The following is a 24,660-nucleotide window of genomic DNA, read 5'->3' as shown; positions in this document are numbered from 1 at the left end:
ATATATGCTGCATGACTTTGGAGCAGCTCAGAATATTCGTCGGTGTCGCGGAGCGCGAACACGTCACCAAGGCAGCGGAGGCGCTGAACGTCACGCAGTCTGCTGCCTCCGGCGCGGTTGCGGCCCTCGAAGCGCGCTACGGCGTTCCGCTGTTCCACCGCGTCGGGCGTGGCATCCAGCTGACCGAGGCGGGCCGCGGCTTTCTGGAGGAAGCGCGCGCGGTGCTGGGGCGGGCAGCGCATGCCGAGACGATGCTGGCGGACTATGCCGGGCTTGCGCGTGGTTCGTTGCGGATCGTCGCCAGCCAAACGATCGCCAGCTATTGGTTGCCGGCAAAGCTCACCGCCTTCCACGAACGCCACCCGCAGATTGCGGTCGAGCTGGCGATCGACAACACCGAGGGCGCGGCAGCGCAGGTGCTGAGCGGCGCGGCGGAACTCGGCTTTGTCGAGGGCGAGGTGGACGAACCGGCGCTTGCCCACTGGAAGGTCGGGCGTGACCCGATGGTGCTGGTCGGCCGCGAGGAAGCCGAACGTATCGACGAGGACTGGCTGCGCACTGCACGCTGGATCGTCCGTGAGCAGGGATCGGGTACGCGCTCGACCTTCGAGGACGTGCTGCGAACGCGCGGGTTTGATCCGGCCCAGCTGACGGTAGCGATGACGCTGCCGTCCAACGAGGCGGTGCGCACCGCGGTCGAGGCCGGTGCCGGCGTTGCCGTCTTGTCGCGATTGGTCGTCGCGCGCGCGCTCAAGGCCGGCGATCTGGTCGAGCTGCCGCTCGGGCTGCCCGACCGCGCCTTTCACGCGCTGCGCCACAAGGAACGCTATCGCACCCGCGCGGCCGACGCGCTGACGGATCTTATCAAGGAGCAGGTCGCATGACTGCCGACACGCACTCCGTTCTCAGCGGCCTCAAGCCGCTCAGCCGGCTCGATCACCCCCGCGAGATGATCCGCCAGTTCACCCCCAACTGGTTCGCCGCGACGATGGGCACGGGCATCCTTGCCCTCGCGCTGCCGCAAGTACCCGGCATTGGACCCTCGCTGAAGCCAGTCGGCGAGGTGTTGTGGTTCTTCAACATCGCGCTCTTCGCGCTGTTTACCGGGCTCTATGGCGCGCGCTGGGCGATGTTCGGGCACGAGGCACGGCGCATCTTCGGGCACAACACCGTGTCGATGTTCATCGGGACCATCCCGATGGGTCTGGCGACAATCATCAACGGCTGTCTCGCCTTCGGCATCACGCGGTTCGGAGACGGCATCGTGCCGGTCACACACGTCCTGTGGTGGATCGACGTCGCCATGTCGCTCGCCTGCGGCGTGTTGATCCCCTACCTGATGTTTACCCGCCACGAGCACAGCCTGGACGGCATGACCGCCGTATGGCTGCTGCCGGTCGTCGCTGCCGAAGTGGCGGGCGCCAGCGGCGGGCTGCTCGCGCCGCATCTAACCGATCCCCACGCGCAGATAGTGACGCTCGCGACCTCCTATGTGCTGTGGGCCTATTCGGTGCCGATCGCGTTTGGCATCCTCGCCATCCTCATCCTGCGCATGGCACTCCACAAGTTGCCGCATGAAAGCATGGCGGCATCTTCCTGGCTGGCGCTGGGGCCAATCGGCACGGGTGCTCTGGGCATGCTGGTGCTCGGCGCGGATGCGCCGGCGATCCTCACCGCGCACGGGCTAGCCGGCGTCGGCACCGTCGCGCAGGGGATCGGCGTTGTCGCCGGGCTCTGCCTGTGGGGTTTCGGCCTGTGGTGGCTGGCGCTCGCGACGCTTATCACCATCCGCTACTGGCGCGCGGGCGTGCCGTTCAACCTCGGCTGGTGGGGCTACACCTTCCCGCTCGGCGTCTACACCGTCGCCACCTTCCGCCTCGGCACGACGCTGAACCTTATGTTTTTCGGTATCGTCGGCACGGTGCTGACGGTTGCGCTCGCGGCGATGTGGCTGCTGGTCGGTGCCAAGACGCTAGCCGGTGCATGGCGGGGCAACCTGTTCGTCTCGCCCTGCATCGCCACCCCGAACTGATCCGCCATGATGGTCGGATCAGTCGGTCCGATCACTTGCAGAACGCCCCTTCGATCCGCCAGCGTGACTGGCCACAGGAGAGCCTTGTCATGGACAATTTCGACGCCGGGCTGGCGAGTGAGACCAGCCGTCGCCGCTTTCTCAGGCATGCCGCGCTCGGTACCGCCGGCCTTGCCGCCGCGCCTGCGCTGGCGCAGCAGCTCGTCGACCTGAAGCTGCCCGGCGGCAATGCCGAGCGGCCGATGACCAGCGCCTTTCCCGGCAAGGGCAGCATGATCCTCCAGCGCGTCCATCCACCCTTGCTGGAGACGCCGATGGAGGTCTTCGACAAGTCGGTGTTCACGCCCAACGACCAGTTCTTCGTCCGCTGGCACTGGGCCGATATCCCGACCTCGATCGATGTCGAGACTTTCCGCCTCAACGTCTTCGGCCACGTCAATCGGCCGCTGTCGATCAGCCTCGCTCAGCTGCTGCGCCTTCCACGGGTCGAGATGGCGGCGGTGAACCAGTGCTCGGGCAACAGCCGCGGGCTGTTCCAGCCGCGCGTCGCCGGCGCGCAATGGGGCAATGGCGCGATGGGCAACGCCAAGTGGCTCGGCGTTCGCCTGCGCGACGTGCTCGACCTCGCCGGGGTCAAGGCAGGCGCGGTGCAGGTGCGCTTCGGCGCTCTCGATCAGCCGGTCGTGGCGGGCGCTCCTGACTTCGAGAAGGCACTCGACATCGACCATGCCCGCGACGGCGAGGTCATGATCGCCTTCGGCATGAACGGCGAGCAACTGCCGCTCCTCAACGGCTTTCCCTGCCGGCTGATCGTGCCGGGCTGGTACTCGACCTATTGGGTCAAGATGCTGAACGCGATCGAGGTACTGCCCGGCCCTGACGACCAGTATTGGATGGCCAAGGCCTACAAGATCCCCGCGACACCCGGCGCGAATGTCGCGCCCGGTGCCAAGGACTTCCCGACCGTACCGATCAATCGCATGATCCCGCGTAGCTGGATGACCAGCCTGCCCGATGGTCAGGCGATCGCCTATGAAGCGTCGATCCCGGTCGGCGGCATCGCAATGGGCGGCGATTGCGGCGTCGCCAAGGTCGATGTGTCGTCGGACGGTGGCCGCACCTGGTACAGGACGACGCTCGGAGCGGACGAGGGCAGGTACAGCTTCCGGCGCTGGGACGGGCGGGTGCCGCTGAGACGCGGGCCTAACCCCATCATGGTGCGCTGCTGGAACACCAACGGTGTCGCTCAGCCGATGAAGCCGATCTGGAATCCCGGCGGGTTCATGCGCGGCAACATTGAAACCACCACCATCATCGCGGCCTGAGGCGAGCAAATCATGAAGACTCCGTCTCCCGGCATGATGGCTGCTGGCCTGATCGGCCTGACCGGCATCATCCTCGTCTCGATCGGCGCGCCGAGCAGCCGCAAGGCGCCCGTTCCGATCTCCGAGATGTCTGAGCCGGCACCGGCCGCCAGCGTGTCAGCGCGCGGCTTCTCGCTTGCCTCGACCAGCGTCGACCTGCCGGCCGACGACGCGACCTACCCCGACGGTCCGCACGCCGACGTCATCAATGCCAATTGCACCTCGTGCCACTCAGCCAGCATGGCGCTGACCCAGCCTGCGCTATCGGCGGATCAGTGGAAGGCGACCGTCACCAAGATGCGTGAGGTGTATAAGGCGCCAGTGGCCGAGAAGGACGTCGATGCGATCGTTGCTTATCTCACCGCTATGCCGAGCCAGAAGGTGGCACCCGCGACCGGCAAGGCGCAGGACCCGGACCCCAAAGTGGCTCCTGATGTCTCAGGTGGAACCGGCTAACCGATCTACTTCCATAATCCCGAAATACCATCGTTTTCGGGACAGCGGCGGACGGCAGCTCACAGTTGAACCCGCCGTTCGGCGAGGCCCCGTATTTGGCTGTTTTGTCCCATGCGCCGTAAGGGCGGCCCCTCGCCCGAGCGAGGAGCCGACAGGTCAAATCTCGGTGGTCTCGGCGAGGGCAAGTGCGTCTTCCACATCGATGCCGAGATAGCGGACCGTGTTCTCGATCTTGCTATGGCCGAGCAGGATCTGGACAGCTGTAAGTGTCTGATCTGACGCGTGTTGCCGGCGCGGCGCAGCTGCGCGAGGCGGTCAGCTCTCAGGAGTGACCTTTCGCACTCCGTAAGGAGAGTGCGGATGGGGCGCATGGAGGTTATCACCCGGGTCGAGCGTCGCCGGCGGTACTCGGACGAGGAGCGCGCGGCGGTGCTGGCGCAGTGTGACGAGCCGGGCGCCACGGTTGTCGGCGTATCGCGCCGGCTGGGCATATCGGCCAGTCTCATTCATGGCTGGCGCAAGACGCGGCGTGAGGCGCAGCGCATCGCCAGCGAGCCGTTGCAGTTCATTCCGTACGGCGTGGTGACGGACGCGCCCGCCGAGCCGGGCACGACGCTGACACCGGCCACACCCGCACGGGCGCCCGCCAAGCCGTCATCACCTGTGGCACCGGCAAAAGACCTGGTTCGCCCACATCCCGGTAATCGGCCGGGCGCCATCGACATCGACTTGGCCAACGGTGTTCGGCTGTCCGTCGACAGCTACGTCAACGAGAAGGCGCTCGCCCGCGTGCTGCGGGCGCTGGTGCATGCGTCATGATAGCGCTGGCACCGGGCACCAAGGTGTATCTCGCCTGCCGGCCGGTCAGCATGCAGAAGGGCTTTGACGGGCTGACGGCGCTTGCCAGCCAGGTGCTGGGCGCCGACCCGTACTCGGGTCACCTGTTCCTGTTCCGGGGCAAGCGCGGCGACTATCTCAAGGCGCTGTACTGGGACGGTTCGGGCATGTGCCTGTTCGCCAAACGGCTGGAGAAGGGCCGGTTCGTGTGGCCTCCGCTGGTCGACGGCGGCATCGTGCTCAGCCCCGCGCAACTGGCGCTGCTCATCGAGGGCATCGACTGGCGGCGCACCGTGGCACCGGCGCCAGTGACCGCGCCGACCCTCGTCTGAACGGCGCTTCCGTCCTTTTCGCTTGGCCTGAGTCGGGCCGGTGGTAGGATGGGCCATGTCGCTGGCGATGGTCGATCTCCCCTCCGACCCGGACGAACTGCGCTCCTTCGCACAGGCGTTGCAGGATCGGTTGGCGACGTTCGAACAGGCTCGCGAGACCACTGCTGGGGAGCTCGCCACCACCGCGGCGGAGCTGGCCAGCACCGCAGCCGAGCTTCGCGCGGCCAGGGCGACCATCCAGCTGACGGCGCTGGAGATCGAGAAGCTCAAGGTCCAGCTGGCGCGGCTCAGGCGCATGCAGTTCGGTCAGTCGTCTGAGCGGCTCACCCGCGAGATCGAGCAGTTGGAGCTGCGGCTGGAGGAACTGGAGACGGTCGAGGCCGAGGCAACCAGCGCGTCCGCTGACGCGAGCGTCGCGCCGCCTGCTCGCGAAAAGCGCAAGCCCAAGCGCCTGCCGCTGCCCGACCACCTGCCGCGCCACGAGGTCGTCCACGCCGCCCCGCACGCGGACGGCTGCGGTGCGTGTGGTGGCACCATGTCGGCGCTGGGCGAGGACGTGACCGAAGTGCTGGAGTATGTGCCCGGCCGCTTTCAGGTCGTGCGCCACGTCCGCCCCAAGCTCGCCTGCCAGCGTTGCGACGCCATCACCCAGGCACCGGCTCCGGCGCTGCCCATTCCCCGCGGCAAGGCCGGACCCGGCCTGCTCGCCCACGTGCTGGTGTCCAAATACGCCGACCATCTGCCTTTGTACCGGCAGGCGGAGATCTACGCCCGCGAGGGCGTCGACCTCGACCGCTCGACCATGGCGGACTGGGTGGGCCAGGTCAGCTGGCTGCTCCAGCCGCTGGTCGAGCACATCCGCCAACACGTGTTCGCGGCCGACAAAATCCACACCGACGACACGCCCGTTCCGGTGCTGGCGCCGGGTAGCGGCAAGACCAAGACGGGCAGGCTCTGGGTCTACGCCCGCGATGACCGGGGCTGGCAGGGCATCGGCCCACCGGCAGCGGCCTACTTCTACACGCCCGACCGCAAGGGCGAGCGACCGCGCGCGCACCTCGCCGGCTTCAGCGGGTTTCTGCAGGCCGATGGCTATGCGGGTTACGAGCAGCTGTACGATGGACGCCGGCAGCCCGGCCCCATCATCGAGGTGGCGTGCTGGGCGCACGTCCGCCGCAAGATCTACGACGTGTGGAAGGGAACCGGTTCGACCACGGCCCGCACCGGCGTCAGCATGATCGACCTGATGTACGAGGCGGAGGAGCTGGGACGCGGGCTGCCGCTGGAGGACCGGCTCGAGCGCCGGCAGGTCGTCAGGGTCGGCGTGGACGGCTTCTTCAACTGGGCCGAGGACACCATGCGCCGCATCTCGGGCAAGGGCGCACTGGCAGACGCCATCCGCTATGCGGTAAAGCGGCGCGAGGCGCTGACCCGCTTCTGCGACGACGCGCGGCTCGAGGCGGACAACAACCGCGCCGAGAACTGCCTCCGCCCCGTGGCACTCGGCCGCAAGAACTATCTGTTCGCTGGCTCGGACAAGGGCGGCAAGCGGGCAGCGGCGATCTACACGCTCATCCAGAGCGCCCGGCTCAACTTCGTCGACCCCCAAGCCTGGCTGCGCGACGTGCTCACCCGTATCGCCGACGGGCACCCCGCCAACCGCATCGGCGAACTCGCGCCATGGTGCTTCAACAAGACAGTCTAGGACTCGTGACGCGTCTCGGCCCTGACACCCTCGATCAACCGATCGTAGATCTGGTTCATAAGATTACGGGCGTCGATTGGCCGTTTGAACCAAATGTCGATCGAGAAGCTGTCGTCCAAGATCGGCCTGATGTCGTCGGCTGTGCCTTCGGACAGGTTCCAGTCGCGCCATTCCTTCAGAACCGCGCGACGATGATAAAGCGACCCGTCTCGTGCGGCAGCCGCAATGGCTCCATCGAGCGACCCGTACAGAATGTCGAAATCCTGATTGAAGTAGCAAGCCATCAGATTTGAAAGCAGCGGCCAGCGCTGTTCGGCTGCCTTTCTCCGCTCCTGCTTTCTTCTGCCCATTGAGCAGAGATGCCATCAGAAAGCCACGTCGGCAATCGGAACGACCTGACCGTGACGAACCGCTTCTCTGCCTCACGGTGGTGACCGGACGCTTACGGACAGCTCGCAGATTGCTTGCCCTGTAGATGATCGATGCCTTTGTTCGGCGGAGCGAGTGCGTGCCATATTCACTTCGCATCAGACCGACCGCTGTGACCCATTCGTCAACAAGCCGGGCGTACTGGCGAGTGCTGAGATGGCCGTCACGATTGATCCTGCTGGGGAAGACGTAGTCATCCACCGTGCCGCCCCGCCGTTCGAGCCAGGCCAGCAGGCTGGCGCGAGCATCGGGAAGCAGCTCGAACTGAACAGGTCGGCCTGTTTTCTGCTGCATGACAATCGCTCGCGTTCGGACTTGCCCACCGCTGACAAGGTCGCCAATTCTCATCTGCACCAAGTCGCAGCCTCGGAGTTTGCTGTCGATCGCCAGATCGAACAGCGCCCGATCTCGCAGGCGTCGACGCTGATTGAGATAGAACCGAATCTCCCAAATCTGCTTCGGTTTGAGGGCACGCTTCGCACCGACGGTTCTTCCGGCATTCCAGACTTGCCGCTTTGTGACGGTGCACTCGGTTTCAGGCATCTCCATGATCGTTCTCCAATGGCCAGATCGGCCATCGGAAGAACGCTTGCGGGTATGACGGTCTGGTATTGCTCGGGGGCCTATGCCGACCAATTGTGGACATTCGACGACCCGGGGGTGACCGCGTCCTATGGGCCGGTTAGGTTAGAAGGCTAGTGGCGATCGGAAGTCGATCAGCCCCAAGGAGAGGCCGGATGCTTTTTCACACCATGGTCGGATCGAACGACATTGAACGGTCAAAGCGCTTCTACGACACGGTGCTCGCCACTTTGGGGGCAGGCGAAGGGGCGCGGAACATCGCCGACAGCGGCCATACGCGGCTGATCTATAATAATGGCAACGGAACCAACTTCATCGTCAGCCAGCCAATTAACGACGAACCGGCAAGCGTCGCCAACGGCAGCACCGTCGCCTTTTCGTGCAACTCGCCTGAACAAGTGAAGCAGCTTCATGATACCGCGGTCGCCAACGGCGGGACCTCGATCGAAGCCCCGCCCGGCCCGCGCAATACGGCATCGCTGGGAACAGTCGAACTTGCCTATTTTCGCGACCCAGACGGCAACAAATTATGCGGGATTCATTTTCCTGCATGATCTGTCCAACACGGGTTCGCTTTTTACCCTAGCGGACCCGAATTTTGCGATCGCGCGAGTGTCCGCTTCCCACCGTTTTCCGCGATAGCGGCTCTCGACCAACTTAAGACCTCAAGCTCATTACGTAAGCGTCAGCTTTTGTCGGAACCTGCCGTTCAGGTTGCGCAAACCGACCGGTCGCTCAATTCTCGGCTGTTAGGCTTATCGAGTGTTCATCCCAGAAGCTGTCGCTCGGTTGTGCAACTTGCAGGCGAGCCATAAATCAAGAGCACGGCCTATTAGCTTGCGGGCAGCGCGCGGCGAAAAGCGGTCGTCTATTCCGCCGCGCGCTCGGCCACTATGCCGTCCCGACGAAAGCAGACCGGCGCAGAATAATCGAAACTTCGCGTTCGATCATTCGCAAGTACCTCCGTTTGTCCGATCACCGACACGGACGAAGAACCACGTCGCGTCTTCATTCCAGCTACGGGCGAGACCACGATGAACCAAACGATTCGCGGCGCGATTAACGTCCCACACGATTTCATCGATCGCGTCTGCTATGGCTGCAGCGGTGAGAGGCGTAGATACGTCCATTGCCGATAGAACTGATTCTTCGATCGAGGGATCATATCGCGGTTCGCTGTTCCCGACGGTTAAGCGGTCGCACCAGATCAGGAAACCGCGCCACACGATGAAGTGACTTTCGCACCCGCCGTCACGCCAGACGGACGGATACAAGGTTAGGCCCTCGCCACGGGTGTCGATGCGCCATGCTTTGCCAGCGCGGGGATCGATGTTGACCACGAGGGTCTCGCCGCAGCCGTCGGGGCAGGCCATGACCACCGAGCGTGTGCGTCCTCGGACCACCAATACGGCATCGCCAGGCTTGGCCAGTTGGGCTTCCGCCTCGTCACGGTATTCAGCCTCGCCGACGAGGTTTAGCCATCTTGCGGGCGCTCTCATGTCTCGTCTCCTTTCGCAGACGCCTTACGAACGGGCAGTGGCCACGCGGCCCCCTTCGCGCTTGCTCCGTAATCCGAACAGACGATGCATTCAGGGTGGCTAGCCGCAGCCATTTCGCTCACCCGCCCGCGCAGCCCATCATACGTGAGGTGGCGCGGACGTGTCGGCACGGGCGTGACGGCTCCCAGCAGCATGGTGAGCGCCAGCGAGGTGACGGTCGAGTTGATCGAGATGACGGCGGGCTGGGGTTCGCGGACACCCTGCACGTACGGATCGGCGGCGCGCTGCTCTGGCGTCTGGAGCTCGCGAAGGATGGCCTTGCCGTCTAGCGCGCCGGTGCAGGTGAGGCAGGGCAGGCCCGGCGCGATCATCTGAACGCGTCCGGTGACGTGCGTGATGACACTGTCGGCGGCCGTGATGCTGACCCCCATGTCGATCACCGGCACCAGATACTGGTGCGCGGCCTGGTTCACGACGGCCCTGCTGGCGTGCGAATCCGTGCAGAGAAGCACGAAGTCGAAGGTGGGAAGGAGGTCGGCGACATGCGCGTCGACGATGTCTGCTTGGAGCGCACTGACGCGGGCCTCGGGGTTGACGGCCCAGATCATCCTGGCCGCGACATTGACCTTGGGCGTGCCGACATCGCCGGGGCTTGAACCCACCAATCGGTTGAGGTTGGTGATCTCAACGTCGTCCGGGTCGATGACGGTGACGTCCATCGCGCCGAGGTGGGCGAGCTGCTGGCAGGCCAGCGAACCCGTGCCCCCGGCACCGATGACGCCATAGCGAAGGCTTTTCAGACGTCGCTGGCCGGGTTCGCCGAACGCGCGCACCTGTCGGTCCTCGCGCTGAAGTTCTGCGCCGTCCGTCCCGGGAGAATGGAGGGCGAGGCGTTGGCCGACCTCCCACACCTTGATATCGTCATTCGATCCGAGGCGGCGGGCGCGGCAGCCATTTGCGCCGATGACGAGCGCGACGTGGGGAACGGGGGCGCCCCGTCGTACTAGGTAGGGGGCGAGCTGGGCCTCGCCGTCGTCGTCGGTCGCTGAGAATGTGGGATGCGTTGAGCAGTCGGGGTGGGTGTGGATGAGTATCACCGCCATACCGGTGACCCGGCTGCGATTGGCGACTTCGAGGAGAAACTCGGCCTTCAGCACCGCGGAGATGAGGTCGCGGCGATCATAGGCGCCGTCCGGCACAGGCGAGGCGTCGGCGACGATCCACGCGTCTGCACCGGGGACGTAGTGGGCATAGGCGATGGCGCAGCTTTCGACGCCGTGGGCGTCTAGAAGCGTTGCGGCGAGCTGGCCGTAGATCGGCGACGGGAATCGAATGCCGCTCATCGTACTTCCTTCATGCGGTTGATCACCACGTTCATCCACGTGGTGAGGGTGTCGCGGTTAGGGTTCCAGGGCGCGGTCAGGTGCCAGGAGAACCAGAGCAACGGCTCGGTGACGCCGGGGATCGGGTTCAGCCCGGTGTTCTGGGGCTGGCCGCCGCCCTGCAGGGTGAGGTCGGCATCGGTCCAGAAGCAGTCGAGAAGCGCGTAGGGATACCCCGACGGAATGATGAAGCGGATGGCGGTCGAGGGTTTCGACCACCCCTCCGGCAGTCGGACGTTCGGCACGGTGACGAGCATCACGTCGCTCGTCACCCGCCGGACGTCCGCACCGCCGAACCGCTCCCGCAGCTGCTCCAGCTGCATGGTGACGGGCCCGGACATCAGCCGAAGTTCGCCTCGGGCACTGACGAGAAGCGGCGCACGCCGTGCTTCGGATAGAGGCTTATGCTCTCGTCGTCACCGATCGTGCGGTCGGGTTCGTCACCGTGCCCTTCCAGCGCGAGGTCGTGGGTCTCGTCCCAGCCGGGCACCATCGCCTTGATCTGCGCGCCGGTGAGCTTCTTCTTCTCGGTTTCGTAGCGCTGGCCGTTGACGAAGAAGAAGTACGAGGTCTTGGCCTTGGCCGTGATGAACCTTTCCACGCCCTCCGCGGTGAGATCGACCTGGGTGCCCACCTCGATCAGCTTGTCGGTGCCGCCACGGACTTCGAGGAAGACCGCCTTGTCGTCGCCGATTCGGGCGAGCGAGCGCAGGACGGTCTCGGGGATGCTTGGCTGGCCCCAGACGATGCGGCTGTCATCGAGCTTGACGCGGTAGAGTGGGTCCGTGCTGAACGCGATGAACCGGTGAGCGAGGCGATCGCGCAGATCGACCTCCTCATCAGCGCGGACGTCCTCGAAGTCGCTTTCTTGGGTGATGACGAACAGCGAGTGCCCATCGATATCCTTGATCCCTGCAGCCTTCAGGATCTGGCGGCCGAGAGGGACGGGATCGTCGAGGATGATGGGACTGTAGTCGACCCCGTCGAGGGCGAAGGAGACGCGGTAGCGGCCGGGGCGCAGCGGGCGATCCTGCTGCACGGCGAGTTCGACATCGTCGATGTCGTGGCTCTCGGTGATGGACATTGTGTATTGTGTTCCCGTGGACCGAGGCGTGATTGCGTCGGTCTCACAGGGTCAATCCCGGCAGCGCGGCCTGACCGGTAATTCCGGTCAGGCATTTTTTTGCAGGCTGCCGTCCACGATCGGGCCGCAGGTGAAGAAGGCCGGGCAGAAGGGGCATGTGCGGTCGGAGCGGTCGGCCTCGAACCGGCCTTCGCCGATGGCGGTGAAGGCCTTCGAGAGCTTTTCCGTCTGCTTGCTCAATCCCTTGTGATCGAACGTGACCCGGGTGGTGGGATCGTCGTCACCGAGATGGATGATCTCGGCGGTGCAGCCCGGAAGGGATGCGGCGGCTGCGATCTGGAAGGCGGCGTCCGCCACATCCTCCCCGGTCTTCGAGGACCGATGCCCGGTTCTCACCATCCTGGCGATGCACTGACCGGAGGAGTTGGTTATGAGATCGTCGGGGATCGCGATGAGGGTGTCGTCCCCGATGCGCGTCTCCAGTGTTACGGGGGCCGCCAAGGTGCCTCCGGCGCGCAGGTCGACGAAACGCTGGACGAGCAAGCCAGCGATCTCGCGGTGGATGGCGTATTCGTCGCCAGAGAGCGGCCCTTCCGACCAAAGCCGATCCAGCAGGATGACGGCTTCGGATGCGGATTCGGCGGTGGGCTGCCGTCCGGCCATGTCTTCGATCACGGAGCGCACGATGTCGTGCATGCTGGTGATGGTCGTGGATGTCCGCTTTCCGCCCACGCCCAGAACATGGGTGTAGAGGTAGCGCCGCCGACAGCGTGAATAGAGGTGGAGCTGGGAGGTAGTGATCCGGATCGGCGGGCCGATGCGGACGGGCAGCGGCTTGTCTTCGGGATCGGCGGTTCGTTCGGTGCGGGGCGTCGCGGCACGCGTGGCGCTCACGCCGAGACGTGCGATGAAGGGCGACGGGTCGCGTCTGCGGGGCGACCCCGTCCCGGACGACGCGGTGCGTGTCGCCGAATAGAGGAGCAAGCTGTCCCTCGCCCGTGAGGCGGCGACGTAGAACAGGCATTCCTGCTCCAGGTCGTGGTCGATCGCGGCGAGCGTCATGGTGCTGCTCTCGTTCCCTTCGCCGCCGGTGATCATGCCGTCTGGAACGGGACAGGTAGGTCGGCGGGTGGCGGACGATGTGGGCAGGCTGTTCTTGTTGAGCCCCATGACGTGCACCACGGGGAACTCGAGTCCCTTGCTGCCGTGGATGGTCATCAGGCGGACGGCGTCGATGCCCTGTGCCGCCTGGGGCAACTGCCTAAGGTCGCGCTCGTCGGCGAGCTGCACGAGAAGGCGGATGCCATCAAGCATGCGCTGGACCGGCAGGCCGGGACCTGCGCGTTCCGCGCGGAGGAAGCCCATGAACTGCCAGATCGCCACCCCCATCGCTCGGCTGGCGACATCGTCCGCGGTGGCGATCGAGGCGGCAGTGCGTGTGCGGTCGAGGAGAATGCGCGCCAGAACAGGCCACGGACGCGACGAGATCCCGAAGCCATCGAGCATGGCGATCATAGCCCGAAACGATGTGGCATCCGTGGGCGATAGCTCGGGTGGCGCCCACGTCCTCTGGGTCCAGGCGAGCGGTTCCGCATCGGTCTTGCCAAGGTGCTGGACGACAGCCGTGGCGCCGGAGAGGGTCATCCCGGTCGCCAGCCCGGGGAGCGTCGGCTTGCGGACCAGCCCCATCGCGCGGCGGTCGACCAGCAGCGAAAGCAGGGAGAGCAGGTCTTTTATCTCGGGCCGCTCGAACAGGTTGCCGAGGTAGAGCACCGGGATGCCGCGCCGTTCGAGCTCGCGTCCGATGCGGGTCAGCCGGTCGTTGCCCGAGCAGAGTACGGCATGGTCCCGGAACGCGGTGTTCGCCGACCGGCGCTCGATTTCGTCCGCCAGCGCGTCCGCCTCGTCGTCGTTGTCGCCGAACGTCACGTGCTCTGGGCTGTGTCCGCTTGCGGGACGGTCGGCGCCGAGAGACGCATCGTTCGATCCGGCGCGCATGCCCTGCCCGAAGGCCGAGAAGGCATCGACGATTTCCGGCGTCGACCGGTAGTTAAGCCGGAGCCTGCCGCCGGTGGCGCCCGGGAAGTCGTCGGTCGCGAACAGCGACATGTTGTAGGACGACGCGCCGCGGAACCTGTAGATCGCCTGCCGGGCGTCACCGACGGTCCAGAGGTTCCTGCCCCCGTCGGTCAGTCGCTGAAGGAGCCTGACGCTGCTGCGGTTCACGTCCTGGTATTCGTCGACGAGGACATGGGTGTACTTGCCGCGAAGCACCGCCACGGCCTCGGGATCGGTGTCGAGCAGCTTGACGGGGAGCGACACCAGGTCGCCGAAGTCGACCGCGCCGGCCGCCTGCTTCAGCTCCTCGTACCGGCTATACACTAGGCCGACCTCGATGCACCGCTGCGCCGCCGTGCGCGCGTCGGGATCCACGGCGCGGTCGAGCATCGCCTGGGCGAGTTCGGTAAAGCGCTCGTGCTCGGCGACCTCGTCCTTGGCCCGCGAGATCGCGCCGAGCATCTCCCTCAGGGGCTTGGCCGGATTCATGATCTCGCGATGGTGCGTCAGTGAGAGTGCGAGGTATTCCCTCTCCATGATCGCGATCGCCTCGCTGCGATCCATCATGCGGGGTTCGGCGGCGAAGCCCAGCTGCTTGTGGTAGCGGCGGACGATGTCGAGGCCGAAGGCGTGAAAGGTGCCTATCCACATCGCCGACGCCGCCTCAGGATGGATGGCGGCGATCCGCTCGGAAAGCTCGCCCGCGGCCTTGTTCGAGAAGGTGAGCACCAGGATACCCGTTGGATCTACGCCTTCCTCGACCAGCCCGGCGACCCGGCCGACCAGCGTCTGGGTCTTGCCGGTGCCGGGGCCGGCTTCGAGGAGATAGGGCGCGCCGCGATGCCCCGCGGCATCGGCCTGCTCCGGATTCAGGGGCTTCGGCGGCTTCTTGGCCGAGTCCGGAGCGGGAGGCTGGATCTCGGGCAGCAGCAAGGCGTCGAGCAACTGCATGGCGACGACCTCGAACGGCGCGCCTAGTCTATCGGCGATCTCCGTCGCGGTCATCCCGTCGAGGTGGAGGGATTTGGCGCGCACGCGCGGGAGGATGAGCTCGCGTCCGAAGAGGTCCATTTGGATCTCGCGTCGCTGCCGGCGGCTGTAGTCGACGACACGATCCTCGCCGACGGGCGCGGCCTCGGACGACCGCGTCGGATCCACGTCCTTTGCGACGTGCTCGATGCGGTCATCGCCTTGGGTTGCGTGACCAAGTTCGTGTCCTATGAGGAACGCCTTGTCGAAGTCCGAGCCTGCGTCCTCGTAGCGGATCGCCCGGCCCTTCGGATCGAACTGCGCCCGCCCGCCAGCCAGGATCTCGCTGCCCGGCTCGACGGCCTCGTTGTCGAGGCCGCGCATCGAGGCGACCGCATTGACGATTGCCATCGGCGACCATGGGTCGGCACCCTCGGACACGGCTCGGGCATGGAGCGCGGCGGCCTGCTGACGTGCGAGTTCGACCGCGTCCACCGATTCAGTCCCGGTCTTCCAGGAGCTCGCGACGCTTGTCGTCCTTCACCCGGCACTGGACGAGCAGCGCCTCGAAGGTGATCTTGGCGGCGGCTGCAGCGGGGGCTTCATCCGACTTGTAGCTCAGACCTGTCGCCAGTCGGGGCTCGGCGGCCATGAACGCCCGCAGATCGCCGACACTGGTCCTGACGCCTCTCGCGACGGCATCGACGATCCACGCCGGCACCGTCGCGATGTCCACCAGCCTCGTGCTGAACCCTTGGATGACGCCACTGGGCACGCCCAGCGTCCGACGGAGCGCGACGAGATCCCCGCTCGATGCAGTCTCGAAAGGATCGACGACGGCTGCACCGGCATTGGTGGGCATTGTTTCCTGGAACGCCGCCCAGGATTCCTCGACCCAGACCTCGTCGACGGGTGTGCTGGCGCCTTCGCCCGCCCGCCGGAGCCGCATGTCGAGCGACAGGTCGATCAGATCGTCGGCCAGATGCGGATGGGATTTCAAGTAACGTTCGAGGGTCGCGCGGTCGTGCTCCGGCTCCACCGCGAACGCCAGCAGGACGTCTTCGTCGTCCAAATGGTTGCGTTCACTCATCGCCTGTTCCGATCCCGAGCGCTTTGCGTATCGAGGCGTATGCGGCGTCACGCCGGTTACGGACGGTCTTCTCGGAGGAAACCCCGATCACCTTGCGGATGGTCATCAAACTCTCGTCTGAAGAGTCGATCGGCATTTCCTGAAGGATCATCTCAATCACTCTGCGTTGCTTGTCTGGTAAGGTCTGTATCGCCGCGATCACGCGGGACCGGTAAATCGGATCGTCGGAAAGCAGTTCCTGCTTCAGGTCTAGACTTCCCACGGCCCGCTCCACGGCGAGCGACGGCTCGCTGCTGTCGTCGTCCGCCTCGATGCGTTCGCTCCGGGCCGCCGAGCGCGTGGCGCGCCTCATGGCTGTCTTCCGGAGCGCGGCTATGGCATCGGCGAACATGACCTCGAAGTAGTCGAGACCGGCACCCGCCTCCGCACGATCAACGCTCAACTTCTCGTTGAAGAGGTCGCGGACGCGATCCCGGGCGTCGGCGGCGTGCACGTTCTCGGCGGTGTCCGCGCGCTCCCCTTCGACCTGCGGCAGCACGGCCGTGATCCTTCGCATCAGTTCGCGATAGAGCTCGCCGAAGTAATCTTGGTTGTTGTCGGTTCGGGTGGCGCGCATCAGATGGACAATGCACTCCGATTGCACATAGCGCGCGGACCGTGCATCGCGGATTTTCAGGGCGGCGATGACATCGGATCGCGGCAGCCCCACGAGCCGCTCGAGCGCATCTTCGACATCGTCCCGGCGCGTGTAAGTCGTCCCATCCGGCTTCTGCTTCGTCAATGGCGGTACAGTGATTCCCAATGCGGATTCCTCGAGCGGCATGCCGTTGCGGTAATGCTAAAGCGCTCATGTTTGTCCGTCGATGGAAAGTATAGTCCGATCGCAAATTGTTCGTGCTTTACTGCTTTGCGGTTTTAGGATGATGCGCTCAGTTGACCAAGCGCCCACGTCGCCTGCAGAATGAAGAGACCTGCCCGACCTTCGGTTGGTCGAGCCCGTAAGCCGGAATCCGAAAGCTTGCGCCGTGGCGAAGTGGGCCGGCGGAAATCACGTTGGCGCTTTGCGCCGCCGTGATGGCATTGCCTTTGGCGTCGGCCGGACTGAGATAGTCGATGGAGTAGGAATGGCGATGCCTGACGTGATTGATTTCGAGGAGGCCCTGAACCGCACGGACGGCGAAGATCGGGCGCTGCTCATCGGCAACGGCTTTTCTGCCGAGTACTTCAGCTACAGCAACCTGCTGGACAAGTCGGGGCTCGTCGCCGGTTCGCCGATCCGTACCCTGTTCGACGCACTGCGCACGGTCGACTTTGAAGCGGTCGTTCGAGCCCTCGAAGGCGCCGTCCTGGTGGAGCGCGCATACGGACACGCTGCCCACGCCGATGAGATCGAGGCGGATGCGCAGAAGGTGCGGGAGGCGCTCGTTCAGGCCGTGAACTCGACGCATCCCGCGCATCGCGAGGATCTTGGCCTCAAATACGCCAGCAGCTCCGCCTTCCTGTCGAACTTCCAGACGGTCTTCTCGCTCAACTACGATCTGCTTCTCTATTGGGTAAACTTGGAGAAGTCTTTTTTGAAGGACGGCTTCGGCTTGGGGAAAACTAATGGCGCGTTCCACGGACCGTTCCGGGAGGACGCGCACTGTCACATCTACAATCTGCACGGCGGGCTGCACTTGTTCGAGGACTCCATCGGCGAAATCCACAAGGCGGTCCATGGCGGATCAGGAGTTATAGCGACGATCACTGGCGCCATCGCCACCGGACGACGCTTCCCGGTCTATGTAGCGGAAGGTTCAAGCATGCAGAAGATGCGTAAGATCAACTCCGTGCCGTATCTGCGTTACTGCTACGACATGCTCATCGACAACCCGGCTACCATGTTCGTGTATGGACATAGTGCCGATGAGAATGACGCGCATATCTATCGTGCCATTTTCAGTTCTTCGGTCGAGCACCTCTACTTTGGGATCTACAAGCCTGATGACGCGAAGCTGAAGGCAATGGACGGACTCCTTGCCAAGCATCAGCGGACGGTGGGTTCGGAAGCGAAATACACGTTCTTTGACAGTGAGAGCGCCAAGGTTTGGGCTTAGATGCAGATCACCTAAGTTACCGTGTGCGGAGTAGTGGGTTCACAAACGCTGGGTTGTATACTCAAGGCTGTGGAAGTCAGCCGAACCGACTTGCGCAGCCGGCCCAACCCTCGGTCGCTTTGGGGTCCCGTTCGGGTAGAAGCCCAATGTCCGCTCCTGACAAGGCCTGCCGTGCCACGAACCGCGGGGAATGGCAGGAATGTCCCAATTCTAGCCGTTCCGGGCGCCTGCACGTTTCGGCACAAGCGGTACGCTACTTGTTCAAGCGAACGGCGGTTCGAGGTATTTGCAATGCGTTGAATACCCGAAACTTTGAAGGGGTCGACGTAACGCTGTCTGCCGTGACAAACTTGAACCGCCCCGGGTTTGTCGGAGGCCCCAACTCCTGAGAGGAAGGGGCTATGACGAGCAAGACGACGAATAAGTTCTCACCTGAGGTCCGCGAGCGAGCGGTACGGATGGTGCTGGATCACGAGCGCGATCACCCATCGCGATGGGCAGCGGTAGTTTCCATTGCCGAGAAGATCGGCTGCGTTCCGCAGACGCTGCATGAGTGGATAAAGAAGGCGGAGGTGAACAGCGGCAAGCGCGCTGGCGTCCCGACCGAAGTTGCCGACAAGATGAAGGCGCTGGAACGCGAAGTCCGCGAGCTGCGACAGGCCAACGAGATCCTCCGCAAGGCATCCGCATATTTTGCCCAGGCGGAGCTCGACCGCCCGTTCCGGCGATGATCGCCTTCATCGACGATCACCGTAAAGCCTATGGGGTCGAGCCGATCTGCCGCGTCTTGCCGATCGCCCCATCGACGTATTTCGAGCGTGTCGCGCAGCGGCAGGATCCAATGCGCCTGTCGGCGCGGGCGCAGCGGGATCAGGTTCTCAAGCCCGAGGTGGCTCGCGTGTTCGCCGAGAACTTCGCGGTCTACGGCGTCCGCAAGGTCTGGCGGCAGATGATGCGCGAGGGCTTCCCGGTCGCCCGCTGCACCATCGAGCGGCTGATGCGCGATATGGGTCTACAGGGCGTGATCCGGGGCAAGCCGGTTCGCACGACGATGAGCGACAAAGCAGCGTCGTGCCCGCTGGATCACGTCAACCGCAGGTTCTACGCGCCGGCGCCGAACATGCTGTGGGTGTCGGATTTCACCTACGTCGCTACCTGGGCGGGGTTCGTCTATGTCGCCTTCGTCATCGACACTTACGCGAGACGCATCGTCGGCTGGCGAGCGAGCAGGACAGCGCATGCCAGCTTCGTCCTCGATGCTTTGGAACAAGCGCTTCATGACCGCCGGCCGGCCCATCGAAGCGGTCTCGTCCATCATAGCGACCGTGGGTCGCAATACGTCTCCATCAAATACACCGAGCGCCTCGCCGAAGCCGGGATAGAGCCATCAGTTGGCAGCGTCGGCGACAGCTACGACAACGCTTTGGCCGAGACAATCAACGGCCTCTACAAGGCGGAGGTCATCCACAGGCGAGGACCTTGGCGCAGCTTCGAAGCCGTCGAATATGCCACTCTCGAATGGGTCGACTGGTTCAACCATCGTCGCCTGCTCGAACCCATCGGCAACATCCCGCCTGCCGAAGCCGAAGAGCAATATTATGCTTCTGCGGACATCATCGATATGGCAGCGTAACTCACAACCCATGGCCTCCGGCAAACCCGGGGCGGTTCAAACTAGCTTTACCGAGGACGGCTACTCGACGCTTATCAGCCAAGACTACTGCCCGGCTGATCATGTGCCTCGCGGGTATGGCGACCCCTTGCTACAATCACTGCATCTTACACCACATGTAGCTCTGCAGTTTGATCTGCATATTGTGATAACCGGTTGGCGAGTGACCCTGTAGAACCAACCTCGACAGGAGGAAGCCAGCCATGCTTTTCATCACGACCCAACATGCAAAACGGCGCATGCAGCAACGGGGAATGCGACCACGGGATGTCGCTCTAGTTAGCCGCCTAGCTGATACGGAAGTAGCAGTGGGCCGTGGATTGTCGGCGCTAAGCTTATCCCGAGAAGCTTTTTGGGAAGCTCTTGCAGATGGCGTTCCGGCCGATGCTCTTGCCCGGATAACTGGATCGGTCCTTGTAACAGCCGACGATGGCGCACTTGTCACCTGCGCACACTCGTACGGTGCCCGGAAGGGTTCCTACGCACGGCGAGATCGCCGCAAGTTTTGGACACGCTGATGATAAATGATGACAACGTAATCCCGATGCCGGGCATGGGTTCCTCCGAACGCGGGCAGATTTCGCTCGCACAATTGCAGGCGCGGCGACTTCGTACCCGATTTATCGCGGGCGGAAAGAACCAAATTGAAGTCTTCGCACGGTTATCCGTAAGCGTTGAGCGTCTGACAAAGGACCTTAAGAAGCGGTATGGGAACCGCTCCGGCAAGATGACCCGTGTGTTCGGCGAAAGCTACATTCGCGTCGTACAGCGCTTCACCGCCTCGAACGGTGTGCCTCCCAAGCAGCTTTACCGTACGCCGGAAGCTTGGCTATCAATTATCGAAGGCTTCGCAACGGAGACCTCGCAACGTCCTGAGACATTGCTTGTACAGACGCTTGAGGATGCTCTGTACGGCCGGAAGGATTCCAACGATGGCTCGGCCGCTAGCTGGCTGGAGGAACTGCTGACTTTGGCCGAAGCAATGACCACACGGCTCAGCAACGAGGTCGATCTCAGGCCAGTCGCTGACTACGTGGCAGGCTCGGGCCTATATGTCGAAGATGGTGAGATCAGAGTCGGCGAATGGCCCGAAGATGCAGTCGGCCACATTGAGGATCAGCCTTTTCATGCACATGTGCTGGGACTCGTCCCACACGTCCTCGGGTTGAACTACATCCCGGTGGCACGAGCCCAAATGGCGGTGTCTACAGACGCTGCCGCCGAAATACTGTCGTTCAGTACTGTTGCGAAAGACGTCCTCGCAAAGGCAAGTAGTATCACGGTAACCGCGGGTATCAGGACCGTTGCAGCGATAACGGTGCATGCAGATACTGGATTGCCGTCCTTTGCCTTGGCTGAGTGCCATGCCTCCCACGTGTGCTTGACAGACGATATGGATCACGAGGTTGCAACCATCGAGACTTGGGCAGACGTGCGGCCGTTCGCCGCCGCTACGACCCGATGGCTGACGGAAGTCCATGATGCGTCCGAGGTCGCCCCGCTGCCAGAGAACTGGATGCCGAACAGCGTGCGCTTCCACTTCCCGGGAAGTAGTGGGTTCGAGCGCGTTGCGAAGTCATGCATTGTCCGTCCATGGATCTGGACCGATATCGACGAAGCGCAATTCTGGTGCGCCGGATTCGACGAGATAGACGAATATCCAGTTGGAGCCCCGATCCACACGGTAGCAGCGGCTATCGAAAGCAACCTGCTCTACGCCGATGCAGCGGGGCGTGGCGAAGATCGCCTCGACCGGCTCCTGTTGAGGGAGATGCGGCGCATCAGTGACGCGGTCGAAAAGTTCCGAGCGTCGCACGATGTGCGCCGCCGAAGCCACCGCCAAGCATTGATGAGCGAGTGGTCGGCTGCGCGACCCACAAAAACCTGACCGGATACGCCAGATGGCTTTCCTACGTCCTGCCTACAATTATTGGGAAACATTAGACCAATGAACACTCAGATCGCCGCCGCAATCGACCAGGCTCTTCACAACCTTCCGGAATCGATGCGCGCGCGCTCGGGATCGGTTTTCTACACCGGACGTGCCGCCTTCGCGGCACACTCCGAACTGTACATACTGGGACTGAACCCCGGAGGGGATCCTGCTACGCAGGCAAACGAAACGATCGCACGCGACCTTGCAGACTGGAAAGCACTGCCCGGGAAGTGGTCGGCTTACGCCGACGAGAGTTGGCAGGGCAAGGTGCCTGGTACTCATGGCATGCAGCCTCGAATGCTCCACATGTTCGCCATGCTGGGCCTCGACCCTCGTCAGGTTCCGGCGAGTAACGTCTGCTTCGTCCGTTCGAAGGGCGAAGCGGATCTAGCGGCAGAGAAGTCGTCGCAGATGACGCAGTGCTGGCCCGTCCACGCTGCTGTAATCTCAAATCTCGGCGTCAAGACAATCCTGTGCCTTGGCGGTACTGCAGGTCGTTGGGTTCGTGAGAAGGTCGGAGCGGATCGTCCGATCGATAGCTTTCGCGAGGCGAATGCGCGCGGATGGACGAGCGAAGCCCATGTGTCGGATGGCGGAATGGCAGTAGTCACGGTGACGCATCCTGGTCGCGCAGACTGGCGAAACCCAGCCGCAGACCCCAGTCCGATGCTGTTGCGCGTGCTTACCCGTAGAGTTCGATTGACGTGACCCCGGTCTTTCATCCAGCGGCAACCAGAGACCGACCGTGGTTGTCGCGCATGAGCGCGGGTGAAGCAACGGGCGGGGTTAACCCCGCCCGTTGCTGTTCGAGCCCGGCAGCGAAGGCTGCCGGAGTAGCGTAGCCGAGCGACGAGTGCGGCCGCTCGGTGTTGTAGTCGTCGACCCAGCGCGCCAGGATCGAGCGGGCCTGACCGATGGTGAAGAACAGCGTCTCGTTGAGCAGCTCGTCGCGCATGCGACCGTTGAAGCTCTCGACAAAGCCATTCTGCGTCGGCTTGCCAGGCGCGATGTAGTGCCACTCGACGCCGACATCTCGCACCTTGCTGCGAACCACTGCCGGTGGGATCTGCATAGCTGTTGCACCGGAAGGAACAGGCTTGAGAACGAGGCGCGCCCAAGCCCACCTGGGCGCGCTGCTTCAGACCTAGCCGTGCAACGGCGTGCTGACGCCACCGTCGTTCAATGCGTAGACGTAATAGCCGTTCTCCATGCCGGCGAACCGAAGGCCGACGGTAGGATCGACGCCGTCGAGCTTCAGGCGGTCGCCGCTGCTGCTGCCGTCGAGTCGGATGATGCCATCAGTACCGAAGGTAATGATCCCGTCGCCGTTACCGTCACGCAGTGCACGGCTGAGGAGTAGCCGGTCCCCCGTGCCGAAGTCGGTTATCCGATCGAATCCCGACGTCTTCGCGTTGTCGAAGAAGAACGAGTCCATTCCGGCGCCGCCGGTCAGCACGTCATTCTGCTTGCCGCCATCGAGCCAATCGTTTCCCGCTCCGCCGTTCAGGGTATCATTCCCATCGCCGCCGAGTATCGTGTCTTCGGCAGCGGATCCGGTGATGTTGTCGCTTCCGGTACCCCCATCGACCTTGACGATTCCCACGAGCATCGTCGCGGCGAAATTGAGGGTATCGGCTCCAGTGCTTCCCGCAATGCTCACTCCCGTGAAGCCGTTCGCGGAAATGACCTCGACGTTGTTGATCGAGCGGAGGCCAACTATGGTGTTGTCTGCCAAAGCGTGAACACGATCGGTACCTTCGCCGCCGTCGACCGCGTCTACGCCGTCCTTGCTTCCGGAGAAGGTGATGACATCGTCACCGGCACCAGTGCTGATCGTATCGTTACCGGCATTGCCTCGAACGACGTCAGCGCCGTTCAGTGTGGTGATGCTGTCGTTCCCAGCCAAGCCGTCTACGTTCCAGTTGTCGTTCGATGTTGCGACAAAAGTGTCGGCGCCGGTTGTGAGAGATTTTATCTGGGTGAAAACCGGCTTGTCGTTATCCCTGATATAGCCGAGGATCGTCTGGCTCACGTCCATGTTTATTTGAGCGTTCTTTGCCGACGTGATCTCGAAGCCGTAGATCTCATCTCCCTCGTACACGGAATCCTCATAGATCGTGCGCGAGAAGCTTGCCGTGGTTTGACCCGGCTGAAATGTTACGGTTGCGACTGAAACGTCCATGTCACCGGCCCGATAGGAACGTGGGGTAACCTGAACCGTGATCACCTGATCCGACGCTTCGGAAAGCGTCAGGCTGACTGAGACGGACCCAGCCCCCTCTGAGACGTCAATATCTTGTGCGGCAAATTTGACGGTAGGGAGAACCGGCCGATCATTGTCCTGGATGTAGCCCAAGACTGTATGCCGGCCGCCTGCGTTTACCTGTGCGTTGGTCGCCGACGTTATCTCGAAGCCGTAGATTTCACTGCCTTCGTAGATGGAATCCTCGTAGATCGCGCGCGAGAAGCTTGCCGTGGTTTGCCCCGGCTCGAACGTCACCATCGCAACCGAAACGTCCATGTCACCGGCGCGATACGAGCGGGGTAATCTGAACCGTTATGGTTTGATCTGAGGGTTCGGAAAGGCTCAAGCTCACCGAGATCGATCCGGCTCCCTCGGACACATCTATATTCTGTTGGGTGAACTGCACGGTTGGTAGCGTCGGCCCGTCATTGTCACGAATGTAACCGAGGATCGTCTGGCCGCCCTCCATGTTGATAAAGGCGTTCGTTGCCGATGTGATCTCGAACCCGTAGATTTCATCTCCCTCGTAGATGGAGTCCTCGTAGATTGCGCGCGAGAAGCTTGCCGTGGTTTGGCCTGGCTCGAACGTCACCGTTGCGACGGAAACGTCCATGTCGCCACTACGATAGGAACGTGGAGTTATCTGAACCGTGATCGTCTGGTCCGAAGGTTCCGAAAGGCTTAGGCGGACTGAGATGGACCCGCTTCCCTCTGATACGTCGATATTCTGGTCAACAAATTGAACGGTTGGCATCGGTGCTCCCCTGCTACGGATAATTAATCAACGACATGTCGTGTGAAAGCCAGTGAGCAAAACATTGCCCAAATCCAAAAACTGGCGAACTTGCTCAGTAAGTAATGATGAAGGCGAATGTTCGGAGCGAGTAGGTTT

22 protein-coding genes, 3 pseudogenes and 1 other annotated feature are annotated in these 24,660 nt (G+C 63.3%); of the genes and pseudogenes, 12 read left to right on the top strand and 13 right to left on the bottom strand.

Annotation, left to right across the window (positions count from 1 at the left end; genetic code table 11):
- Positions 1-11: 11 nt before the first annotated feature.
- From ACZ1JS_RS12905 to ACZ1JS_RS12890, 4 genes are all read left to right on the top strand, one after another.
- Positions 12-884, top strand: a complete 873-nt coding sequence (locus ACZ1JS_RS12905; protein ID WP_465166404.1) for a LysR substrate-binding domain-containing protein — start codon at positions 12-14, stop codon at positions 882-884.
- Positions 881-2,032: a TDT family transporter gene (locus ACZ1JS_RS12900; RefSeq protein WP_465166403.1), complete on the top strand. Its 1,152-nt coding sequence runs from the start codon at positions 881-883 to the stop codon at positions 2,030-2,032. The genes ACZ1JS_RS12905 and ACZ1JS_RS12900 overlap by 4 nt, the downstream gene beginning before the upstream one ends.
- 89 nt (positions 2,033-2,121) lie before the next feature.
- Positions 2,122-3,357, top strand: coding sequence for a molybdopterin-dependent oxidoreductase (locus ACZ1JS_RS12895; protein WP_465166402.1), 1,236 nt, complete (start codon positions 2,122-2,124; stop codon positions 3,355-3,357).
- A 12-nt stretch (positions 3,358-3,369) separates the two neighbouring features.
- The gene (locus ACZ1JS_RS12890) at positions 3,370-3,852 is read left to right on the top strand and encodes a c-type cytochrome (RefSeq protein WP_007406258.1); all 483 of its coding nucleotides are present in this window, start codon (positions 3,370-3,372) and stop codon (positions 3,850-3,852) included.
- Positions 3,853-4,008: 156 nt separating this feature from the next.
- Here the strand turns inward: ACZ1JS_RS12890 and ACZ1JS_RS12885 are convergent.
- A pseudogene (locus ACZ1JS_RS12885) lies at positions 4,009-4,119 on the bottom strand (integrase); the annotation flags it as partial.
- Positions 4,120-4,221: 102 nt separating this feature from the next.
- Here ACZ1JS_RS12885 and tnpA point away from each other — a divergent pair.
- The 3 genes from tnpA to tnpC are packed head-to-tail and all read left to right on the top strand — an operon-like array spanning position 4,222 to position 6,726.
- A complete protein-coding gene (gene tnpA / locus ACZ1JS_RS12880; RefSeq protein WP_465166401.1) occupies positions 4,222-4,671 on the top strand; it encodes an IS66-like element accessory protein TnpA in 450 nt (149 codons plus the stop codon).
- Positions 4,668-5,021, top strand: coding sequence for an IS66 family insertion sequence element accessory protein TnpB (tnpB, locus tag ACZ1JS_RS12875; protein ID WP_465166400.1), 354 nt, complete (start codon positions 4,668-4,670; stop codon positions 5,019-5,021). The genes tnpA and tnpB overlap by 4 nt, the downstream gene beginning before the upstream one ends.
- Before the next feature lie 55 nt (positions 5,022-5,076).
- Positions 5,077-6,726 carry an IS66 family transposase gene (gene tnpC / locus ACZ1JS_RS12870; RefSeq protein ID WP_465166399.1) on the top strand — a complete coding sequence of 550 codons (1,650 nt, stop codon included), beginning with the start codon at positions 5,077-5,079 and terminating at the stop codon, positions 6,724-6,726.
- On the opposite strand, the gene ACZ1JS_RS12865 is transcribed toward tnpC, so the two are convergent.
- Together ACZ1JS_RS12865 and ACZ1JS_RS12860 are read right to left on the bottom strand one after the other, a co-directional pair.
- Positions 6,723-7,076 (bottom strand): contact-dependent growth inhibition system immunity protein, encoded by a 354-nt coding sequence (locus ACZ1JS_RS12865; protein ID WP_465166398.1) that lies wholly within the window; start codon positions 7,074-7,076, stop codon positions 6,723-6,725. The two genes, tnpC and ACZ1JS_RS12865, sit on opposite strands and share 4 nt — an antisense overlap.
- A 94-nt stretch (positions 7,077-7,170) precedes the next feature.
- Positions 7,171-7,704: pseudogene (locus ACZ1JS_RS12860) on the bottom strand (tyrosine-type recombinase/integrase); the annotation flags it as partial.
- Positions 7,705-7,892: 188 nt separating this feature from the next.
- Here ACZ1JS_RS12860 and ACZ1JS_RS12855 point away from each other — a divergent pair.
- On the top strand, positions 7,893-8,291 hold the full coding sequence (locus ACZ1JS_RS12855) for a VOC family protein (protein WP_039097455.1): 399 nt from the start codon (positions 7,893-7,895) through the stop codon (positions 8,289-8,291).
- Between the two features lie 393 nt (positions 8,292-8,684).
- Here the strand turns inward: ACZ1JS_RS12855 and ACZ1JS_RS12850 are convergent, their stop codons facing one another.
- From ACZ1JS_RS12850 to ACZ1JS_RS12820, 7 genes are all read right to left on the bottom strand, one after another.
- Positions 8,685-9,236 (bottom strand): ubiquitination-like system serine protease family protein, encoded by a 552-nt coding sequence (locus tag ACZ1JS_RS12850; protein WP_465166397.1) that lies wholly within the window; start codon positions 9,234-9,236, stop codon positions 8,685-8,687.
- Entirely contained in the window at positions 9,233-10,579 is a 1,347-nt protein-coding gene (locus ACZ1JS_RS12845; protein ID WP_465166396.1) for a ThiF family adenylyltransferase, read from the bottom strand. The genes ACZ1JS_RS12850 and ACZ1JS_RS12845 overlap by 4 nt, the downstream gene beginning before the upstream one ends.
- Positions 10,576-10,959 (bottom strand): E2/UBC family protein, encoded by a 384-nt coding sequence (locus ACZ1JS_RS12840; RefSeq protein ID WP_184104519.1) that lies wholly within the window; start codon positions 10,957-10,959, stop codon positions 10,576-10,578. The genes ACZ1JS_RS12845 and ACZ1JS_RS12840 overlap by 4 nt, the downstream gene beginning before the upstream one ends.
- The gene (locus tag ACZ1JS_RS12835) at positions 10,959-11,702 is read right to left on the bottom strand and encodes a multiubiquitin domain-containing protein (protein ID WP_465166395.1); all 744 of its coding nucleotides are present in this window, start codon (positions 11,700-11,702) and stop codon (positions 10,959-10,961) included. The genes ACZ1JS_RS12840 and ACZ1JS_RS12835 overlap by 1 nt, the downstream gene beginning before the upstream one ends.
- 87 nt (positions 11,703-11,789) lie before the next feature.
- Positions 11,790-15,224, bottom strand: a complete 3,435-nt coding sequence (locus tag ACZ1JS_RS12830) for an ATP-dependent helicase (protein WP_465166394.1) — start codon at positions 15,222-15,224, stop codon at positions 11,790-11,792.
- 4 nt (positions 15,225-15,228) lie between these two features.
- Positions 15,229-15,819: a hypothetical protein gene (locus tag ACZ1JS_RS12825; RefSeq protein ID WP_465166393.1), complete on the bottom strand. Its 591-nt coding sequence runs from the start codon at positions 15,817-15,819 to the stop codon at positions 15,229-15,231.
- Positions 15,812-16,642 carry a DNA-binding response regulator gene (locus tag ACZ1JS_RS12820; RefSeq protein ID WP_465166392.1) on the bottom strand — a complete coding sequence of 277 codons (831 nt, stop codon included), beginning with the start codon at positions 16,640-16,642 and terminating at the stop codon, positions 15,812-15,814. The genes ACZ1JS_RS12825 and ACZ1JS_RS12820 overlap by 8 nt, the downstream gene beginning before the upstream one ends.
- A 202-nt stretch (positions 16,643-16,844) precedes the next feature.
- Between ACZ1JS_RS12820 and ACZ1JS_RS12815 the strand changes: the two genes are divergently transcribed.
- The 4 genes from ACZ1JS_RS12815 to ACZ1JS_RS12800 all read left to right on the top strand — a co-directional run bounded on the left by ACZ1JS_RS12815 (position 16,845) and on the right by ACZ1JS_RS12800 (position 22,231).
- The gene (locus ACZ1JS_RS12815; RefSeq protein WP_465166391.1) at positions 16,845-17,915 is read left to right on the top strand and encodes a DUF4917 family protein; all 1,071 of its coding nucleotides are present in this window, start codon (positions 16,845-16,847) and stop codon (positions 17,913-17,915) included.
- 401 nt (positions 17,916-18,316) lie between these two features.
- Positions 18,317-19,548 (top strand): IS3 family transposase gene (locus ACZ1JS_RS12810; RefSeq protein ID WP_279333194.1). Its coding sequence is split into 2 segments (ribosomal slippage): positions 18,317-18,608 and positions 18,608-19,548, totalling 1,233 coding nucleotides; the frame shifts between segments, so codons are not numbered across the junction.
- Positions 18,601-18,717 (top strand) — a sequence feature (AL1L pseudoknot). Its footprint overlaps the gene before it by 117 nt.
- A gap of 544 nt (positions 19,549-20,092) precedes the next feature.
- Positions 20,093-21,475, top strand: a complete 1,383-nt coding sequence (locus ACZ1JS_RS12805; protein WP_465166390.1) for a hypothetical protein — start codon at positions 20,093-20,095, stop codon at positions 21,473-21,475.
- Between the two features lie 60 nt (positions 21,476-21,535).
- Positions 21,536-22,231: a uracil-DNA glycosylase family protein gene (locus ACZ1JS_RS12800; RefSeq protein WP_465166389.1), complete on the top strand. Its 696-nt coding sequence runs from the start codon at positions 21,536-21,538 to the stop codon at positions 22,229-22,231.
- Between the two features lie 10 nt (positions 22,232-22,241).
- On the opposite strand, the pseudogene ACZ1JS_RS12795 reads toward ACZ1JS_RS12800, so the two are convergent.
- From ACZ1JS_RS12795 to ACZ1JS_RS12785, 3 genes and pseudogenes are all read right to left on the bottom strand, one after another.
- Positions 22,242-22,547 (bottom strand): annotated as a pseudogene (locus ACZ1JS_RS12795) (integrase core domain-containing protein); the annotation flags it as partial.
- A 120-nt stretch (positions 22,548-22,667) separates the two neighbouring features.
- The gene (locus ACZ1JS_RS12790) at positions 22,668-24,044 is read right to left on the bottom strand and encodes a Calx-beta domain-containing protein (RefSeq protein ID WP_465166388.1); all 1,377 of its coding nucleotides are present in this window, start codon (positions 24,042-24,044) and stop codon (positions 22,668-22,670) included.
- Position 24,045: 1 nt separating this feature from the next.
- Entirely contained in the window at positions 24,046-24,522 is a 477-nt protein-coding gene (locus ACZ1JS_RS12785) for a Calx-beta domain-containing protein (protein ID WP_465166387.1), read from the bottom strand.
- Positions 24,523-24,660: the final 138 nt, after the last annotated feature.

This window comes from Sphingomonas sp. BL-S-05 (genome assembly GCF_055521695.1).
Note: the sequence above shows the minus strand (reverse complement) of the source record. Positions and strands in the feature narration are given on the sequence as shown.